We start from the raw sequence: 20089 nt of genomic DNA, 5'->3' as shown, positions 1-20089 counted from the left end.
ATGAAAAGTGATTCAATCTTTATGCAGCGCCGCCTGGCGGCGCTGCTGACGGCCGCGGCTTGCCTGGTATCGGCCAAAAGTGCAGCAAATAGTGATGGCTTATTAGCCTTTTCGCCTGTGGACCCTGTGGTAAAATCTCGCATGGTGATGGCCTCCACGCCGCCGGCACCCGCCGCGCCGCTGGTGGAACAGGCGTCTGTGAAACAGGTGATTGCTGCGCCAAAACGTGAAACCCCGGTCCCGTCTTCAACGGCCCGGGTACCCAGTGAACATGATATTCGCGAACTGTTTAATGACGCGGTCAATACTGCGCTGAATATTAGCCCGGAAGTGCGTGGCGCGAATTTCAATACGGAAGCGGCAGAAGCCAACGTGGACGAAGCCAAAGGCCAGCGCTGGCCGCAAATTGACGTTGGCACCCGTTCCAAAAGCTATCAGTTTGGTGGCGGTGAACGCCGCTACAGCGACAGCCGTCCAGCGGTCACCGTCAATATGGCGACCACGCTGCTCGACTTTGGCCGCACCAGTAATACCATTAAAAGCCGGGAAGCATTGCATGACGCGGCGAAAAATAACGTCGATGCGCAGGCGGAAGATATCGCCTGGCAGGTGAGCAGTTCACTGATTGAACTGAGCAAACAGCGCCAGATCATCAGCCTGAGCCAAAAGTACGTGGCGCGGATGAACGAGCTGGTCGCCATGCTGGACGGGATTGTGAAGGTTGACCAGGGGCGTCGCAGCGAGCTGACCCAGGCCCGGGGGCGTCTGCTTCAGGCGCAATCCTCGCTGGATACGGCAGTGTCGCGTGCCCGCGATATTGAAATCACTCTTAATCGCCTGCTGGGCGATAAAAAAGTCCCTCTGCCAACGGCAACCGCCTGGAACCTGAAGCCGGGAGAACTGACGTCACAACTCGCGGTCATCGACAGTCATCCGACGATTCGCCAGGCGAAGGCGGAAACCGCGTCGGCGCTGGCGGACGCGGATGCCGCGCGTTCGGCGTCATACCCAACGGTCACCTGGAACGTGGGTAAAAGTACCGGGCGTGACGAGCTGGGGCGGGAGCAGTCCTGGGAGACCGGGGTTAACGTAAGCTGGCCTATTTTCCGCGGCGGTTCACAGCGCGCCGCTGAACTCTCCGCCGCGCGTCGTGCCGATGCCAGCAGAGAAACCATTGAAAAACAGTTACGCGATCTGGATAACCGCGTGCGTGCGGCCGATCACGATGCTCGCAGCATGCTGGAGCGCGCTGAGTTGTACCATGATTTAGCTTTTGAATCCGATCGTATTCGCCATGATTTCTTCGACCAATGGTACCACCTTGGCAGACGAACCCTACTGGATGTGCTGAGTGCAGAAAGTGATTATTACGGTAACCAGGTGGCAGAAGCCACTAACCGCTTTGACGCTTACGCTGCTATTTTTCGTAGTTATGCCAGTGCGGGAACATTGTTGCAGTGGCTGAGAAAACCCTAATCAGCCATCTTATAATGAACCACGCAGCAGGCACAGAAAGAGAGTGCAGATGAACCCATTTTCAGGAAAAAAAATCTATATCGCCTTACTCGACGATCATCCGATTGTGCGCAAAGGGCTGGAAATTATTTTCAGCCAGGAACCGGATTTCGACCTGAAGGGCAGCTTTGCCAGCCGCATTGATCTGATGAACTTCTTACGTTCCAATCGTATTGATGTGCTGATCCTCGACTATTTACTCGGTGAGGAAGACATCGACGGATTACCGATGATCAAACAGCTGATGAGCAATTTCCCCTGGCTGAAAATTTTGCTTTCATCGACGCTGGAAAATACCGCGATTGTCCGTCAGGCGCTAAAGGCGGGCGTGCGTGGGCATATCGGTAAAAGCCGTGACGCCTCGGAAGTGGTCGCGGCGGTACGCCAGGTGGCGGGGGGGGATATCTACCTCTCCGAAAGCATGGAGAAAGAGTTTTATCTTATCTCCGAACCGACAGCACCTGGCGACGTTGTAGATGAACCGCAGGTCATCGACGGTATTGGCCGTCTGGATGAGCTTTCTCCTCGGGAACTGGAAGTGTTACGCCTGTTCCTTTCCGGGATGTCGGTGCTGCAGATTTCTGAGAAGTTCAGACGGAGCCGCAAAACGGTCAGCGGTCAGAAGAAATCGGCGATGAGAAAGCTGGGGGTGAAGACCGACCCGGAGCTGTTCCTCTGGCACGACCAGCTGCTGTAACTCTCCCCTTAGAACCGCTTTTCTTGCCGGGTGGCGCTGCGCTTACCCGGTCTGGTGTTCTTTGTCGGCACGTGCAAGCGTAGCGCCGCCGGGCAAAATTCAGGATGCGTTGCTGTTGCGCAGCGCCGTCGCAAGATCGCTAATTGAGCACGGCTTAAACAGACAATCGTTCATGCCCGCCTGCAAACACCGCTCCTTAATCTCATGCATCGCATTGGCGGTAAAGCCGATAATCCATGCCGGAGCACGGCCCTGCTCGCGCTCTGCATCACGTAACATGGCCGTCAACTGGTAGCCGTTGATGCCCGGCATATTACAATCGGTGATGATCACATCAAACGCCGTATCGGCCCAGATGTTGAGCGCCTCATCGCCGCTGGCCGCCAGATGCGCGTGCTGGCCCAGCCAGGCCAGCTGTTTGGCCAGCAGGATACGGTTGGCAGGGTTGTCATCCACCACCAGCACGTTAAGCGTCGGTAATTTTTCATCTTCCGCATGAGGCTGGAGACGGGGCGTGACGGCACGGGCGACGTTTGGCAGAGTGAAGGTCGCCCTGACCGTGGTCCCGGCATGTTTTTCGCTGGTGAGCGTAAGCGTGCCATTCATGCTTTCGCAAATGGTACGGCTGATATAAAGCCCCAGTCCCGTTCCCGCCCGGCGATTGTCTGCCTGGCTGAACGGTTTGAAGAGGGCGGCCTGCTGGCTGGCATCAATACCGACACCACTATCCTGTACCTCAATGACAAACTGGGTATTGTCGGTGCCGGGCTCCTCATGTTGCGATAACGTCAGCGTCACGCCGCCGCGGTCGGTAAACTTAATGGCGTTGCTCAGCAAATTAGAGAGCACCTGCTTAATACGCAGCGGGTCGGCATAGACCTCATGCAGCGGCTCGGCCGGGAAGACTTTGTTCAGCCGGATATTCTTTTCAACCGCCACCCCCTGGAACACCCGCATCATATTGTCGATGAGTTTTCCAAAATGCACCGGCTCCGGGTTGAAATCGAGATGGCCGCCCTCGATGCGGGAGATATCGAGAATATCGCCAATCAACCCCACCAGGCCTTCTGCCGAGTCGTAAGCGACTTCCAGCGCCTGAAGATCGTGTTCACCCCGGCGTCCTTTTTTCAGCACGATGTCCAGCATGCCGATTATGGCATTCATCGGGGTGCGGATCTCATGGCTCATGGTTGACAGGAAGACCGATTTTGCCCGGTTAGAATCTTCGGCCCGCTCTTTCGCCTCGCTCAACTCCGCCAGCAGCGATTCACGTTCAGTCAGCATCTCGCGAAGCTGGCTGAGCTGCTCGTTCAGTTGCCGACGCAGGGCGGCTTTACGCACGATCTGCCGACGTAAATAGAGCGCCCATCCCAGCGCCAGTAGCACCAGCACGGCGCTGAAGACGCCAGTGGCAATCAGCACTTCGCGATAGCGATACCAGAAGCTGTCCACCACCACCAGCTCGTTCGGTCGCCAGCGGTTAGCCAGATTCTCCATCTCAATGGGGGAGATACTCAACAACACTTTATCGAGAATACCTTGCAGTTCGGGGCTGGCCAGTCCTACGCCAAACGAGATCCAGACGGGGGCGTCGCCGACTATCGACACCACTTTCAGCCGATCCGGAAAGTTGGTGTAGATCTGATAATCCGTCATCACCAGAATGCCGAGCGCCGCGTCGGCATCGCCATCGGTGATGCTGGCGAGCAGCTGTGATTCATTGCCCACGTGAACAATTTTGATCTCCGGATAACGCTCGCGCACCCACTGCTCGACGGCAATGTTTTTGACCACCGCCAGACGTTTGCCGCGCAGATCGGCCAGCGTATGGATATCGTTGCGTGACGTGGAAGTTGTCAGGGAAAACGCGCTGCGCAAGTAGGGGCGTGTGAAGAGGAGCTGGGACTGTCGTGCCTCGCTGGGGGTGATCGAGGCGAGCATGTCAGCCTGGCCATGGCCTACCTGAGAAATTAACTCCTCCGTGGTATCTCCTGTCTCAAAGCTAAAGCGTAATCCGGTTCTCAACGAAACAACGGAAAAGAGATCCGCTACCACGCCACGCAGTACGCCCTTGTTATCGATAAACGAGACCGGTGCTGCGTTATCCTGACTGTAGATGAGCACCTTCACCTCCGGATGACGGGCGATCCACGCTTTCTCCTGGTCGGTAAAGACCAGCGCGTTGGTCCCCTGAGCAATATCGACCCGATCGGGCTGCCAGCGGCGATAGAGATCCAGCTTTTCCTCTTCGGGTACCGCACGGATAGTGGCGTTGATTAAGGCATTGAGCTGCGGGTTATTCTGGCTCAGGGCAAACCCGACTTCACGGTTGGGCAGCCGGGAGAAGCGCTCGATATGAATATTGTTTAAATAGTTCCGGCTCAGCGAATAGCTATTGCCCAGATAGGCGCGTGACTGCCCAAACGCCACGGCGCTGAGCGCGTCCTGATAGCTGTCAAACAGACGAAAGCGCGCGTTGGGATACGCCGCTTTCACCTGCGTCAGGGGCAGATAGTCCCTGACCATCGCCACGTCGGTGTCGGCAAGATCGTCAGCGAGGGGCTGGGTGTCCCGGTCGTTAATGCCCAGCACCGGTTTATCGCTGGCGTAGGGCGTTGAGAAGACAAAGGCGTCGTTGGCGTCAAAGGCGGCGACCGAGGGGATCAGATCGATATCACCGCGGGCAAGCGCCTGCCACAGCTCTTCCGGTGCGTCGTACAGTTTGACCTTAACTGGCAGGTTAAGCTGCCAGGAGACCAGACCGAGATAGTCGGCGCTCAGTCCTTCATATTCATGGCGCATATTGCGCATACCGAAGGGGGGCGCATCATAGCGCGTAATACCGACCGTCAAATTTTGCAAACGCTTCAGCAGCGTGGCCTGCTCATCGGTGAGCGGCAAACGATTCATGCCCTCAATGGGGGTGCGCATCAGAATCTTATATTCTTCGCTGTGTGCCTGCGGCATCACGAGTAAAAATAAAACCAGAAGCAAAAAACGACGAAGGGAGTGGCGCATATCTTTTTATAACGCTCCTGAGGATGAAGTACTGAGAGTAATATTCTGGTTAAAAGTAAAAAGTATTGTTATGAGACAAGGCTTGGTTATTATTCTGGCAATTGAGAATAACGAAAAGCGTAATGTCTGCTCAGGAACGTGATTAATTCGACGCAATCACCTCAATACTAATATAAGCGTGCTATTTCGCCTGCTTTTCGCTGCTTAACTTATGTTAACAGGCAGGAACATCAAGACGGGTCTTGTCGCTAACCTGACTGGCGAGGGGGAAAATAATACGCACGTTTATTTACTCTTGAGCCCGAACAATGCGCCGAACCCTTCATTCTCACTCTTCCGCGGCGAAACAACACGCCATGCGCCAGAAATTTACTGCTCTGGCTGAGCAGTACCGCCATGCTATGGCCGTCGCGAATTATGCGGCCGCCTCCCTCTGCTGCGAAAAAGCGCTGGCCGTTCTGCCGCACAATATGTCGGTGCAGAGCGATTACGCCCTGAGCCTGATGCGTGCGGGAAAATATGACCAGGCGTATAAGGTCTATCGCAAGATTTATCAGTCGCCGCGCCGTCATGAAGCGTCAGAAACCTGGCTCGATGGGCTGGCGGAATTGTGCGGTCATATGGGCAAAACGGATGAAATGCGCGCCTGTGGTCTGGAGTCGTTGACTCTCTCGGATCAGCGTTTTCGTCAGGGAACCGTCTGGCCGCTGCCCCAGACGCCACCGCCGCCTTTCCGGGGGGATTGCCCGGAAAAGAACATCATCGCATTCAGCCTGTATGGCGATCAGCCACGCTACTGTGAAACCTTAATTAAAAATATCGAGGTTGCCGCCGATCTGTTTCCGGCCTGGCGCTGCCGCGTCTATCTGGACGACTCCGTGCCACAGCATGTCTGGCAGCGGCTGGCGCAGGCGGGGGCCGCGCTGGTGGATATGAGCGAGGAAAAGGGCATTTATCCGACGCTGTGGCGCTTTCTGGTAATGGATGACCCGCAGGTTGAGCGATTTTTAGTGCGTGACGCCGATTCCCTGCTCTCAGAGCGTGAACAGGTCTGCGTGGAGGCCTGGCTGCGCTCGCCGTTTTATTTCCACCATATGCGCGACTACTTCACCCATACCGAACTGTTACTGGCCGGGATGTGGGGCGGCTGTGGCGGTGTGGTGCCGAACGTGGAAGGGATGATGCGTCAGTTTGTGGCAGGCTACCAGGGAAGTGCCCGTTTCACCGACCAGTATTTCCTCAAGGTGGCGCTGTGGCCCACGGTCCGAAAGAGCATTCTGAATCATGATGAGATCTTTGCCTTTCACCATGCTCAACCCTGGCCCGAACACCCACCGATTCGCTGGAAGACCGAACACTTCCATGTGGGCAGCAACGCCGGGTTTACCGTGCTGGCCGGGCCGAGCGAACATGCTGAAGGTGAAAAGCAGACTCTTGCATTGCGTATTGCTGGCGTGAACTATCCCTACGCGGCGACGGTGCGAGAGGGACAATGGCGATTGCCTATCCCCTTCTTCCTCGCCGACGATTTTCGCGCCGGTGCGATACAGGTCGAGGTGCTCGCGTAACTGGTTTACGTCTGAGGGGCAACCTCTATGCCTGTCTGTACCAGCAGCTCCGTCTCGATCCCGGAATGGTGATACACCTCGTATTGCACCCCGTCTACGGTGACGGAGCCTCTCGCCTTCATCCACTCTCCGGGCTCCGACTCCGCAGGCAGCAGATCGGAAAGATTGACCTGCTGGCCGGGCGCACCTTTTATCAGTAACTGCTGACTGCCGTCGTCGATAAAAAGAGGCTCTTCACCCGCAATGAAAATATCGCCGAGGGTAATCTCGACCAGGGAAGACTTTTCATCGTGGGGCGTTAAAGGGTTATTCATTATTGTGGAACCTGTTTATGCATAGCTAATTTGCTGCGTTTTTACCTGTCCGGGCAAAAGGGGACAATAAGGCCTGTCTTATAAAAAACGGCTGTCGATATTTTTCAAAAACAAGACCGACCTTAGTTAGGGCTGAATCGCCAATGGCTAAAATTCCCGCACATTATGGCGGGTATCCAGACAATGCAGAACGACGCGCGGTTGCTAAAATGAAGGCTACGCCAGTCTGCCTATTTTCAGCTCTCATTTTTCAGGGAACGATTCAAACGATGCGTTTTATCTCTGTCCGGTTAATTAGCCTGTTTTTACTGCTGTGCAGTGTCGGGCAGATACAGGCCCAGGAACTGACGCTGCAACGCCGCGTGCAGGTTAATGCACCGCACGTCCAGTTGAGTGGTGAGGTGCAACAATGGCTGAATAACAATCAGACGCTTCACGTTGGGGTCTGGGGACAGCCGCATCCTCCGCTGAGTGAAGGCATGGATCACGGACTCTTCAGCGGTATCGCTGCCGATTATCTGGCTCTGCTGGAAGACAGCCTTAAGGTTAACGTCAAACTTCACTATTACAGCCAGAGCCGTGATGCTTTCCAGGCGCTGCGCCGCCATGAAATTCAGATGGTGGCGATGTGGAACCCGGAGCTGTGGCCCAACCCCGATCTGGTGACCACGCCGCCCTGGCTGCTGGATAAGGCAGTCTTAATGACCCAGCGCGATCGGGCCGATAACACGCCCGAAGAGAGCCTAAAGACCATCGGTCTGATGTCAGATACCCACGCCAGCCCGGCGCTGCGTCAACACTATCCCGGCAGCACGCTACGTTTACAGTTCTGGTATCCTTCGGCGGTCAGCGCGCTGGCGTTTAAGCAGATAGACGCGCTGTGGATTAACCGAGCCAGTGCGGAGTATCTCACCCAGTATCATCAGGCCCAGGGATTGCGCTGGCATTACAGCCCGGCGCTGCCCAATCTGAATATGAGCTTTGGTGTCGACAGCCAGCAGCCGCAGCTGGCGGAAGCCATCGACACGGTGTTCAAACATATCCCGTTGGCCAGCCGTTTACGCATCACCACCAGTTGGGGGCTTAACCGGAGCTTCGTCATCACCTCCAATCCGCTGGCGCTGGATCAGGAAGAAGAGAACTGGCTGCGTGAGCATAGCCAGATTCAGGTGATCCTGGACAGCCGCCAGCGTCCGCTGTCGTTTCTGGAAGAGGGCGCGCCTGCAGGTCTGGTGATTGACCTGCTCAACCAGTTTAGCGAGCAGTACGATATTCATTTTTCGCTTCTCACCGCGGATAGCGACGCTGAACTTAACGCCCTGAAGCGCGACAACCCGGACGCGCTGGAGCTGAGGCTGCAGGGGGAGGTGTCGCCAAAGCCCGCTGCGGCCGTGGCGATGACCCCGCCGTTACTTACGACTCCCGCCGTGGTTGTCATGGACCAGGATATCAAGCGACCGGATGATTTTTCCCGTTTGAAGGGGGAAAAGCTGGCAATTATGGCCGATGACCCGCTGCGCGCCTGGCTGGAAACCTGGTATCCCACCATTAAGCTGGTGCCGTTAACGCACATGGACGATGCGCTCGCGCGCCTGAAAAAAGGCGAGGTACGCGGGGTGATTGCGCCGCAGTTTATTGCCAACTACCTGGTTACGCGTCATCACCCCACCCGTTTTTATCTGGCCGTGACGGTGCCGGTAGCGCCTGTCGACGTGGTCATTGCCGCGCAAACCGAAACCAGCCAGCCGATTAATATCCTCAATAAAGCGCTGGCGGATATGCAGCCGCAGGCACTGATGCAGCTGGCGGGGGACTGGCGACAAGCGGCTATTGATAATAGCGAAACCTGGGTCCACAGTTCGTTCCTCAATTCACTGGTCTGGGGCGTGCTGCTTCTGCTGGTCGTGACAGGATGTTGGCTGTGGATACAGTATCTGCGAGCCGCGCTGCGTCGCGGTAACGTCTGGCAGCAGCAGCTTGCCGAGCAGTTACGTTTTACCCAGGCGCTGATTGACGCCTCGCCCGTAGCGCTTTACGTGCGCGATCGCAACGGCCATCTGCTGCGTTACAACCAGGCCTGGGCGGATGCTATCGGACAGCCGGGCGATGCGTTTCAGGGGCAGCCGGTGACGGCGATCGACATTGCCGAGCCGGAGGTGCTGGCGAACCTGGAGGCGAAATACCAGCAGGCACTGCAGGATGGGCAACCGCAAAACTGGTCTGAGTGCTTTAGGCTGAATGGCCAGCGGCGTTATCTGCAGGGATGGATTGTGCCCTGGCACGATAGTCAGGGCGAAATTGGCGGCCTAATCGGTGGCTGGCTGGATGTCACCGAAAAAGAGCAGCTGATTGCTCAGCTTTCAGAAACGAAAAGTAATCTGGAGCAGGCAATCGGCAGCAAGAACGCGTTTATGCAGACCATGGGGCATGAGGTACGCACCCCGCTGAGCGTGATCACCGGCCTGCTGGAGATGGAACTCCAGGCGCTCGATGCGCGTCATGAGCATAATGAAAACCTGAATCTGATTTGGGAATCCTCCCTCAACCTGCTTTCGCTGATCGGCGACATGTTTGACGTCTTCCGTGCAGATAACCCGCAGCTGAACGGAACGATGCGCAGCACGCATTTGCCACAACTGATCCACAGTACGGTGGCGCTGTACCGGCAGCAGGCGGAAGCGAAAGGCATCACGCTGAACGTCCTGATCGAGCTGTCTACCGAGCGGTTTACGACCGATCCGCTGCTGATTATTCGCATTCTCTCCAGCTTGCTGCGTAACGCCATCAAGCATTCCCGCGGCCGGGAAATTGATGTGGAAGTGTATGAAGGTACCAGAGATGAGAATGCAACGGCGATCCCTCTGGTGATTGAAGTGTGTGACAGAGGGGAGGGCATTGACGAATGCAGGGTGGAGGAGATTACCCGACGGTCTCAGCACGTGTCGCTGAAATCTGAATGGACCGATACCGGCTTCAGTCTACCGGCCTGCCTGTTTATGGCGCGCGCGGCGGGCGCGGACGTGCGTATCGACAGTGAGCCGCAAGAAGGCTGCGTGGTGAGCCTTCACTTCACTGCGATGCCTTCCGTCAGTAAAGTCATGCTTCCTGCGGCAGCGGAACCCGCACGCAGCCTGCATATTCTGGGCGTGGATGACTATCCACCTGCACGACGTGCGCTGCAACAGCGGCTGGAGTCCTGGGGGCATCAGGTGTCGTTAGCCACGCAGGGAGCGGAGGCATTGTCGATGTGGCAGCGGAACCCTGAATGCTACGATGCGATCATTACCGATTGCACGATGCCGGAGATGGACGGCTATGAGCTGGCCCGGCAAATCCGCCATACCGAACAGCTCACCGGACAGTCGCCCATACCGGTTTTCGGCCTGACCGCGATGAGCGGTGAGGAATCGGCGGCACGCTGCATTGAAGCCGGTATGAATGAGTACCTTGAAAAACCGCTGACGGCGGAGAAGCTCCAGACGCTGCTGGAGCGCTATTTCGCAGACAGCGGCGCGAAAGCTGAGTGGGTGCATAATGCCACCCAGCTATTGCAGGCCGAAATGATCGAAGTGAATACCCAGGATGCCCGCAAGTTGATGCAGTGGCTGGAGCAGAAAAACCGCGATAAAGTAGGCCGCATGGCGCACCGTATTAACGGCGGCGCGCGGATGATGAATATGGCATCTCTGCAGCAAGCCTGCGAACAGCTGGAAGCAGCCTGTCATGCAGAACGCGGCTGGGAGGAGATTGAACACCTCGTCAACCGCGTGCTGGAAGAGATAAACCGATTTAATCAGCAGTTGTCGTCAGAGAACTGCCATGCGCTTTGACCTTTTGGTCATTAACGCATGGTCACAAACTCTTCCGCCGCAGTCGGGTGGATTGCCACCGTGTTGTCGAAGTCTTTCTTCGTTGCGCCCATCTTCAGCGCCACGGCGAAGCCCTGCAGGATCTCATCCATGCCGAAGCCGATGCCGTGAATACCGACAATCTTCTCGTCCGGACCGACGCAGACCAGCTTCATGCGGCACGGCTGACGGTGAGAGGTGACGGCGGTATACATCGCGGTAAACGCCGATTTATATACTTTCACCTGGTCGTCGCCATACTGCTCGCGCGCCTGCGGCTCGGTTAAGCCGACGGTGCCGATTGGCGGGTGGCTAAAGACCACGGTCGGGATGTTGCTATAGTCCAGATGCTCGTCCGGCTTGTTGTTAAACAGGCGCTCGGAAAGACGACGACCCGCCGCAACGGCCACTGGGGTCAGCTCAACCGCACCGGTATTATCGCCGACCGCATAAATGCCCGGTACGCTGGTGTTCTGGAATTTATCGACGACGATATAGCCTTTTTCGTCGGTTTTCACGCCCGTCACGCCCAGGTTGAAGTTATCGTTAGCCGGTTCACGGCCAATCGCCCAGATCAGGCAATCGACGGTCTGGCTGCGGCCATCTTCCAGCTCCAGGGTCAGGCTGCCGTCTGCATTTTTCACGACCGCTTTTGGCACGGCGTTGGTATGCAGGGTTGGACCTTCGGTGTTCATTACTTCAACCAGCGTATCAACGATCAGCGGATCGAAGCTGCGCAGCGGCGCGTGTTTACGCACGAACAGGTGCGCCTCTGCGCCCAGGCCGTTAATCACGCCAGCCAGTTCCACCGCGATGTATCCCGCGCCCACCACGGCAACGCGCTTAGGCAGGGCAGGCAGCTCGAAGAAACCGTCGGAGTCGATGCCGTATTCCACGCCCGGGATATTCGGGTGGCTCGGACGACCGCCGGTGGCGATCAGGATGTGATCGGCGGTGATCGTCTCACCGTTCACTTCGATCGTTTTCGCGTCCACAAAGCGGGCGAAGCCGTGGATAACGTCGACGTTATTTTTGCCCAGCACGTTGTCGTAGGAGGTGTGAATACGGTCAATGTAGGCGGTACGGCTGGCAATCAGCTTGTCCCAGTCAAAGTTATTAATGGTGGTGTCAAAGCCGTAGTCCGGGCCATACATATGGATAGCTTCACGGATCTGCGCCGCATGCCACATCACTTTCTTCGGTACACAACCCACGTTCACGCAGGTGCCGCCCAGCGCTTTGGCTTCAATCAGCGCGCACTTCTGGCCGTACATGGCCGCGCGGTTGATGGAGGCGATGCCGCCGCTGCCGCCGCCGATTGCGATGTAGTCATAATGCTTAGTCATAGCTTTTGTCCTTAATCGTGAATTGCCGCGATTGTATACCTGAAATCAATAGTTTCCACCGATGGCTGCGATTACTCCGGCACGATCCAACTGACGGTGGCGTGGCCTGTACCCGCTGGCACCAGCGTTTTGTGCAGCCACGGCAGCACGTTGTTCATCTGCGCTTCGAGCTTCCACGGCGGGTTAATGACGATCATGCCCGAGGCGGTCATACCGCGCTGATCGCTGTCCGGACGTACCGCCAGCTCAATCTGCAGGATTTTGCGGATGCCGGTCGCTTCCAGATCCTTGATCATGCGTTTGATTTGCGCGCGCAGCACCACCGGGTACCACAGGGCGTATGTCCCGGTAGCGAAGCGTTTGTAGCCTTCGTGGATACCGGTCACCACCGCCTGATAGTCGGTTTTGATTTCGTACGGCGGGTCGATCAGCACCAGGCCGCGACGGGAAACCGGCGGCAGCTTGGCTTTCAGCTGCTGGTAGCCGTCGGATTTTTCCACGCGGGCGCGGCTGTCTTTCTGGAATTCAGAACGCAGCAGCGGGAAGTCGCTCGGATGCAGCTCGGTCAGCTGGAGGCTGTCCTGCTCGCGCAGCAGCTGGCGGGCAATCAGCGGTGACCCCGGGTAGTAGCGCAGCTGGCCGTTGCGGTTGAAGTGATTCACCACGCCGATGTACGGCTCCAGCTCGGCAGGCAGGTCGTCCTGCTGCCAGATGCGGGCAATCCCTTCCAGATATTCACCGGTACGCTCGGCATGCTCGCCGCTCAGCTGATAACGACCCGCGCCCGCGTGGGTGTCCAGATAGAGAAACGGCTTCTCTTTCTCTTTGAGCGATTCGATGATCAGGCTCTGAACGGTGTGTTTAAGGACGTCGGCGTGGTTGCCAGCGTGGAAGCTGTGGCGATAACTGAGCATGGGTAATGATATTCCGCTGAATTGACGATTTGCCACAGTTTACAGCAGAACGGCGCAGATTACCCGTAGGCCCGGTAAGCTCAGCACCACCGGGCTCTTTTCCGCCACGTCTGGCATTGAAATCCTCTACACTTAACCCCATTCTAGATCGCATATGCACAGCGCCGGATGCGCGCTTCATTCATCTTATTCAACAGGACAGCGTTTATGACCAATCCATTACTGACGCCTTTTTCGTTGCCGCCGTTTTCTAAAATCCTCCCTGAGCATGTGGTTCCAGCCGTTACGCAATCGCTGGACAACTGCCGCGCGGCGGTAGAAAACGTGGTAGCGCAGGGCGCGCCGTACACCTGGGAAAATCTGTGTCAGCCGCTGGCCGAAGTGGACGACGTGCTGGGGCGTATCTTCTCCCCGGTGAGCCACCTGAACTCGGTAAAAAACAGCCCGGAACTGCGCGAAGCCTACGAACAGACCCTGCCGCTGCTCTCTGAGTACAGCACCTGGGTCGGCCAGCACGAAGGGCTCTACAAAGCCTACCGCGACCTGCGCGACGGCGACCATTATGCCGAACTGAACACGGCGCAGAAAAAATCGGTCGATAACGCCCTGCGTGATTTTGAGCTGTCCGGGATTGGCCTGCCAAAAGAGAAGCAGACCCGCTACGGTGAAATTGCCGCGCGCCTGTCCGAGCTGGGCAACCAGTACAGCAACAACGTGCTCGACGCCACCATGGGCTGGACGAAGCTGATTACCGACGAAGCTATGCTTTCCGGCATGCCGGAAAGCGCCCTGGCGGCGGCAAAAGCCCAGGCCGAGGCGAAAGAGCAGGACGGCTTCCTGTTAACGCTGGATATCCCGAGCTATCTGCCGGTGATGACCTACTGCGACAACCAGGCGCTTCGCGAAGAGATGTACCGCGCCTACAGCACCCGCGCCTCCGATCAGGGGCCGAATGCCGGTAAATGGGACAACAGCCCGGTGATGGCGGAAATCCTCGCCCTGCGCCACGAGCTGGCCCAGCTGCTGGGCTTTGAAAACTATGCCGATAAATCCCTCGCCACCAAAATGGCGGAAAATCCGCAGCAGGTGCTCGACTTCCTGACCGATCTGGCGAAACGCGCCCGTCCGCAGGGTGAAAAAGAGCTGGCCCAGCTCCGCGCCTTCGCGAAAGCGGAGTTCGGCGTGGACGAGCTGCAGCCGTGGGACATCGCTTACTACAGCGAAAAACAGAAGCAGCATCTCTACAGCATCAGCGACGAGCAGCTGCGCCCGTACTTCCCGGAAAACAAAGCCGTTAACGGCCTGTTCGAAGTGGTAAAACGCATCTATGGCATCACCGCCAAAGAGCGTACCGATATCGACGTCTGGCATCCGGACGTGCGCTTCTTCGAGCTGTATGACGAGAAAAACGAACTGCGCGGCAGCTTCTATCTCGATCTCTACGCGCGTGAGAACAAGCGCGGCGGGGCGTGGATGGACGACTGCGTGGGCCAGATGCGTAAAGCAGACGGTTCTCTGCAGAAGCCGGTCGCCTACCTGACCTGTAACTTCAACCGTCCGGTGAACGGCAAACCTGCGCTCTTTACTCATGATGAAGTGATCACCCTGTTCCACGAGTTCGGTCACGGTCTGCACCATATGCTGACCCGCATCGAAACCGCAGGTGTGGCCGGTATCAGCGGTGTGCCGTGGGATGCGGTCGAGCTGCCGAGCCAGTTTATGGAAAACTGGTGCTGGGAGCCGGACGCGCTGGCGTTTATCTCCGGTCACTATGAGACCGGCGAACCGCTGCCGAAGGAGCTGCTGGATAAAATGCTGGCGGCGAAGAACTACCAGGCGGCGATGTTCATCCTGCGTCAGCTGGAGTTCGGCCTGTTCGACTTCCGCCTGCACGCCGAGTTCAGCCCGGAGCAGGGCGCGAAAATCCTGGAAACCCTGGCCGAGATTAAAAAGCAGGTCGCCGTGATCCCAGGGCCAACCTGGGGCCGCTTCCCGCACGCGTTCAGCCATATCTTTGCAGGCGGCTACGCGGCGGGTTACTACAGCTACCTGTGGGCCGACGTGCTGGCGGCGGATGCCTTCTCTCGCTTCGAAGAAGAGGGGATCTTCAACCGCGAGACCGGCCAGTCGTTCCTCGACAACATCCTGACCCGCGGCGGTTCCGAAGAACCAATGGTGCTGTTCAAACGCTTCCGCGGCCGCGAGCCGCAGCTGGATGCGATGCTTGAGCATTACGGGATCAAAGGCTGATTGTTACGTGAAGATCTGCTTAGTGGATGAAACAGGCGCCGGAGACGGCGCCTTATCTGTTCTGGCCGCCCGCTGGGGGCTGGAGCACGATGATGAAAACCCGATGGCGCTGGTGATGACCGCAGCACATCTTGAATTACGCAAGCGCGACGAACCGAAGCTCGGCGGGATTTTTGTCGATTTTGTCGGCGGGGCGATGGCGCACCGGCGCAAGTTCGGCGGCGGTCGCGGCGAAGCGGTGGCTAAAGCGGTCGGCATCAAAGGAAGCTACCTCCCGGACGTGGTCGATGCCACGGCGGGGCTGGGACGCGATGCCTTTGTGCTGGCGTCTGTCGGCTGTCGGGTGCGGATGCTGGAACGTAATCCGGTGGTGGCGGCCCTGCTCGACGACGGTCTGAGTCGTGGCTACGCGGATCCGGAAATCGGCCCGTGGTTGCAGGAGCGTTTGCAACTTATTCATGCCTCGAGCCTGACGGCGCTGACCGATATCACCCCGCGCCCGCAGGTGGTCTATCTCGACCCGATGTTCCCGCACAAGCAGAAAAGCGCGCTGGTGAAGAAAGAGATGCGGGTGTTTCAGTCGCTGGTGGGACCTGATTTGGATGCGGATGGCCTGCTGGAGCCGGCTCGTCAGCTGGCGACGAAGCGGGTGGTGGTGAAACGCCCTGACTATGCGCCGCCGCTGGCGGACGTTGCCACGACCAATGCGGTGACCACCAAAGGGCACCGGTTTGATATCTACTCAGGTACGCCGGAATAAAAAAAGCCGGGTGGCGGCTTCGCCTTACCCGGCCTACGTCCTCGATCTATCCCCTCTCCCTGTGGGTGTACAGTGGGAGAGGGTTAGGGTGAGGGGAATTTAACGCACTTACTCGTCTTCTTCGTCACGCAGTGGAACAATCAGCATATCCACGTGAACGGTGTTAATCAGCTGGCGCGCGGAAGACATCAGCTTGCTCCAGAAGTCCTGATGGTGACCGCACACCACCAGGTCCATGTCGTATTTCTTGATCGCATCAACCAATACCTGGCCCAGGTCGCCGCTGCCGCTCAGGGTTTCGGTAATCGGGTAGCCTGCGTTAGTGGACAGTTCGCTCAGGGCGTGGTGCGTCTCTTCGGAGATACGCTTTTGCATATCGCCCAGATTGACGTCGATGAGACCGGTGTAGAGGTCGGAGTAATTCACATCAACGTGAATCAGCGAAACTTTCGCGTTGTAGGGACGTGCCATGGATACCGCTTTATCAACCAGCACTTTGCTCTCCGGGGAGAGGTCTACCGCGATGAGAATGTGTTTGTAAGCCATAGTGTTACTCCTTCCTTAAGTTATCGATGACTAAATGGGAAAGCCGTCGTCTGATGCTTTCATTACGGCCCAGTTAAACATATTTTTCAAGCTTTGGTGTTGATAACGATTAACCTTGTGGCAAAAAAATTAACGGATCTCCTACACTATTAAATGAGCCGTTCGGATATTAAAACGCGAACCGGATCGACTTTTGGTCATTCTTTCACTGAACTGTCTGTCAGGGCATTGGGGTGCGGTAGCTCAGAAGCCTTGCTTCGTGGGCGGACGCCGGGGAGGATGTATGATTAGCACCGTCGCATTGTTTTGGGCGTTATGCGTAGTTTGCATAGTGAATATGGCGCGCTACTTCTCATCGTTACGTGCGCTGTTAGTGGTACTTCGTGGTTGCGATCCGTTGCTTTATCAGTATGTGGACGGTGGAGGGTTCTTCACCTCGCATGGGCAGCCCAGCAAACAGATGCGTCTGGTGGGATATATCTACTATCAGCGCTACCGCGATCATCACGATGAAGAGTTTATCCGTCGCTGCGAGCGCCTGCGTCGTCAGTTCATTTTAACCAGCGCCCTGTGTGGCCTGGTCGTGGTCAGCATGATTGCATTGATGATTTGGCACTGAGCATCACAGCAGGCGGGGTCAGCCCCGCCTTCTTTCCTCTGGCTCAGGGCTTAACCGTGAACCGGAGATCGGAGATATCGCTCTCAATCGAAATAACCTTCCCGCTATAGGCGATATTAACGTCTCCGTTTGTATCAATGCTGGCCGCAGTGATTGTACCCGTACCTTCAATGACAGGATGCTTCATTGCCAACTGATGGATAATGTCGATGTCTTTCCCTGTTATCTTTTCCGAGAGATAGTAACGGTAGATTGTCGGTACGGTGGCGCTACCCTGATTGTTCACGGTCATATAGAGCCAGACGCTGTCAGATAATTTATAAACGCGTTGAAGTGCATCGTTATTTCGCTGATTAGGCTGGTGGTTTAGCCACACAAATCCAATGACCAGAGCCAGAAGCGAAACCGTAACAAGGCGATGAATCCATTTAGTAGCCGTTTTGAATGGCATACTCTATTCCTTCTCTGATATTGCGTTGGTCCGTTGGATCGTCCCCGTAAGGTGGCTTTTCGTGCCATTTTCCCCATTCAGGTTTTGACGTGCCAGCACGGCCTTGAGCCCAACCTGCACCCATAAGAAGGATGTTTGCAGGAATGCCTGCTGCAGTTCCGGCAGCTCCGAAGTTGAAATTACCAAATGCAGCAAAATAAGGGTCGAATTTTTTGTAATCCCAGGGGCCACCATTTCGGACTTTTTGGTAGAACCAATAATACGTTGAGGGCGTAGCCATATTGCGTGACATTCCGTTAAGGCGTGCCTCGCGCATATTGTTCGCTATAACGATTGAACCCGGTCCTGAAATAGGGACAGAAGCCATACATTCTCCTTTGCCTGGATTTTTCTTCTGGCCGCCATGATAGTTTTTTCTGTGTTTTAAAATCGAACAAAAAATGTTCAGAAAATCCTCATTTTATCAAACACTTCATGGCAAATTGCAGCCATAAAAAAAGCGGGTCAGTTTCCTGACCCGCTTTTTGTCGCCTTCAACCGATTAAATCAGCTTCAGCGAAATCCAGTACAAACCGCCAGACAGCAGGATAGAGGCCGGAAGGGTGAACACCCAGGCCATCAGAATGTTGGTTACGGTTTTGCGCTGCAGACCGCCACCGTCAACAATCATGGTACCTGCCACGGACGAAGAGAGTACGTGGGTGGTGGATACCGGCATACCGGTGTAGCTCGCCAGACCGATAGACACCGCCGCCGTCATCTGCGCGGACATACCCTGCGCATAGGTCATGCCTTTCTTACCGATCTTCTCGCCGATGGTGGTCGCCACACGGCGCCAGCCAATCATCGTACCGATACCGAGCGCCAGCGCGACGGCCATGATGATCCAGATTGGCGCGTACTCAATGGTGTTGAGCATATCGCCTTTCAGTTTCTTCAGGAGACGCTGGTCGTCAGCATTCACGTCAGGCAGCTTCGCCACTTTATCCGTCACATCAGAGATGCACAGCATAATGCGACGCAGCTGACCACGCTGCTCAACGGTCAGTTTGTCATAACTTTCGATATTGCCCAGCATGCCTTTGGCACGTTCCAGCGCGTTAATCGCGTTTGCCGGATGGCAGTGGAATTCGCCTGGCGCAGTCGCGGCACCGGCTTCCGGTGACGGGATTAACTGGTCAACGCCGGTCGCCTTCTTCAACAGGTCAGGATGCTGCTGGAAGTAGATTTCGACGTTGTTGACCGCATCGCGAGTACGGGTGATTTCGTAGCCGGAGGCGTTCATATTAACCACGAAGCCTGCCGGTGCGACGCCAATCAGTACCAGCATCACCAGACCAATGCCTTTCTGACCATCGTTCGCGCCGTGTGAGAAAGCCACGCCGATAGCGGAAATGATCAGGGCGATACGCGTCCAGAATGGCGGCTTTTTCTTGCCGTCTTTCTTTTCACGCTCTGCTGGCGTCAGGTGAATACGGGAGCGTTTTTTGGTATTGCTCCAGTAACGACGCAGGATGAAGATCAGCCCGCCCGCCACCACCAGACCCACGATTGGGGAAACGATGAGAGAAGCGAAGATCCCCAGTACTTTCGGGATATTTAACGCATCAACAACCGATGTACCGGTCATGAGGGCGTTGGTTAACCCGATACCGATAATCGCGCCGATGAGGGTGTGAGAACTGGATGCAGGCAGGCCGAAATACCAGGTACCGAGGTTCCAGATAATTGCAGCAAGCAGCATTGAGAACACCATAGCGAGGCCATGGCCAGAACTTACGTTAAGCAGCAGATCTGTTGGCAGCATATGCACAATCGCATACGCAACGCTCAGTCCGCCCAGGAGGACACCAAAAAAGTTAAATACCGCCGCCATAACAACCGCAAGCTGCGATCGCATTGCGCGAGTGTAGATAACCGTCGCTACTGCGTTTGCAGTGTCGTGGAAGCCGTTGATCGCTTCGTAAAACAGTACAAAAACCAGAGCAAGCAATAATAAAAGCCCGGTATGTAAATCCAGGCCGGCAAACAAATGTAGCATAGGACGTTACGCCATTTTGAGGACATGAACGCGGCGCATTATCCAGGACAAATGCGCAACGGGCAAAGTGAAATATAGACTTTTTTTGACATACCACCTGAATTGAGAAAAGTGCCTGAAAGGATATTCTTTAAATTTCAAGGAAATGGCTTTGTAATATCTTTTTACGCTGGTGTGACCACAGAGGAAACTTTACAATCCG

At 56.1% G+C, this 20089-nt stretch carries 15 protein-coding genes; 7 read left to right on the top strand and 8 right to left on the bottom strand.

What is annotated here, in order from left to right:
- The gene (locus tag AC4IC4_RS21685; RefSeq protein WP_491471868.1) at positions 1-1476 is read left to right on the top strand and encodes a TolC family protein; all 1476 of its coding nucleotides are present in this window, start codon (positions 1-3) and stop codon (positions 1474-1476) included.
- Between the two features lie 49 nt (positions 1477-1525).
- Positions 1526-2212, top strand: coding sequence for a response regulator (locus AC4IC4_RS21680; RefSeq protein ID WP_491471867.1), 687 nt, complete (start codon positions 1526-1528; stop codon positions 2210-2212).
- A 99-nt stretch (positions 2213-2311) separates the two neighbouring features.
- On the opposite strand, the gene AC4IC4_RS21675 is transcribed toward AC4IC4_RS21680, so the two are convergent.
- Entirely contained in the window at positions 2312-5230 is a 2919-nt protein-coding gene (locus AC4IC4_RS21675; RefSeq protein ID WP_491471866.1) for a transporter substrate-binding domain-containing protein, read from the bottom strand.
- 308 nt (positions 5231-5538) lie between these two features.
- On the opposite strand from AC4IC4_RS21675, the gene AC4IC4_RS21670 reads away from it, so the two are divergent.
- On the top strand, positions 5539-6798 hold the full coding sequence (locus tag AC4IC4_RS21670; protein WP_491471865.1) for a tetratricopeptide repeat protein: 1260 nt from the start codon (positions 5539-5541) through the stop codon (positions 6796-6798).
- A gap of 5 nt (positions 6799-6803) precedes the next feature.
- Here AC4IC4_RS21670 and AC4IC4_RS21665 read toward each other — a convergent pair whose 3' ends face one another.
- A complete protein-coding gene (locus tag AC4IC4_RS21665) occupies positions 6804-7112 on the bottom strand; it encodes a Biofilm associated protein A (protein WP_491471864.1) in 309 nt (102 codons plus the stop codon).
- 269 nt (positions 7113-7381) lie between these two features.
- Here AC4IC4_RS21665 and AC4IC4_RS21660 point away from each other — a divergent pair, with 269 nt between their 5' ends.
- Positions 7382-10942: a response regulator gene (locus AC4IC4_RS21660; RefSeq protein ID WP_491471863.1), complete on the top strand. Its 3561-nt coding sequence runs from the start codon at positions 7382-7384 to the stop codon at positions 10940-10942.
- 11 nt (positions 10943-10953) lie between these two features.
- Here the strand turns inward: AC4IC4_RS21660 and gorA are convergent, their stop codons facing one another.
- Positions 10954-12306 (bottom strand): glutathione-disulfide reductase, encoded by a 1353-nt coding sequence (gene gorA / locus AC4IC4_RS21655; RefSeq protein WP_024908845.1) that lies wholly within the window; start codon positions 12304-12306, stop codon positions 10954-10956.
- Positions 12307-12377: 71 nt separating this feature from the next.
- The gene (locus AC4IC4_RS21650) at positions 12378-13220 is read right to left on the bottom strand and encodes a 23S rRNA (adenine(2030)-N(6))-methyltransferase RlmJ (RefSeq protein ID WP_023333753.1); all 843 of its coding nucleotides are present in this window, start codon (positions 13218-13220) and stop codon (positions 12378-12380) included.
- Positions 13221-13427: 207 nt separating this feature from the next.
- On the opposite strand from AC4IC4_RS21650, the gene prlC reads away from it, so the two are divergent.
- Together prlC and rsmJ are read left to right on the top strand one after the other, a co-directional pair.
- Positions 13428-15470, top strand: coding sequence for an oligopeptidase A (prlC, locus tag AC4IC4_RS21645; RefSeq protein ID WP_491471862.1), 2043 nt, complete (start codon positions 13428-13430; stop codon positions 15468-15470).
- Between the two features lie 7 nt (positions 15471-15477).
- Positions 15478-16230, top strand: a complete 753-nt coding sequence (rsmJ, locus tag AC4IC4_RS21640; protein ID WP_491471861.1) for a 16S rRNA (guanine(1516)-N(2))-methyltransferase RsmJ — start codon at positions 15478-15480, stop codon at positions 16228-16230.
- 108 nt (positions 16231-16338) lie between these two features.
- On the opposite strand, the gene uspA is transcribed toward rsmJ, so the two are convergent.
- On the bottom strand, positions 16339-16776 hold the full coding sequence (gene uspA, locus AC4IC4_RS21635; protein WP_003861223.1) for a universal stress protein UspA: 438 nt from the start codon (positions 16774-16776) through the stop codon (positions 16339-16341).
- Between the two features lie 283 nt (positions 16777-17059).
- Between uspA and uspB the strand changes: the two genes are divergently transcribed.
- Positions 17060-17395, top strand: coding sequence for a universal stress protein UspB (gene uspB, locus AC4IC4_RS21630; RefSeq protein WP_003861224.1), 336 nt, complete (start codon positions 17060-17062; stop codon positions 17393-17395).
- Positions 17396-17438: 43 nt separating this feature from the next.
- Here uspB and AC4IC4_RS21625 read toward each other — a convergent pair whose 3' ends face one another.
- The 3 genes from AC4IC4_RS21625 to pitA form a co-directional block, all read right to left on the bottom strand.
- Positions 17439-17846, bottom strand: coding sequence for a hypothetical protein (locus tag AC4IC4_RS21625; RefSeq protein WP_491471860.1), 408 nt, complete (start codon positions 17844-17846; stop codon positions 17439-17441).
- Entirely contained in the window at positions 17824-18213 is a 390-nt protein-coding gene (locus AC4IC4_RS21620; RefSeq protein ID WP_248273317.1) for a polymorphic toxin type 44 domain-containing protein, read from the bottom strand. The genes AC4IC4_RS21625 and AC4IC4_RS21620 overlap by 23 nt, the downstream gene beginning before the upstream one ends.
- A 174-nt stretch (positions 18214-18387) precedes the next feature.
- Complete coding sequence (pitA, locus tag AC4IC4_RS21615; protein ID WP_032648248.1) at positions 18388-19887, bottom strand: inorganic phosphate transporter PitA; 1500 nt, start codon at positions 19885-19887, stop codon at positions 18388-18390.
- Positions 19888-20089: the final 202 nt, after the last annotated feature.

This window comes from Enterobacter sp. Taxon_2, assembly GCF_058355295.1.
Note: the sequence above shows the minus strand (reverse complement) of the source record. Positions and strands in the feature narration are given on the sequence as shown.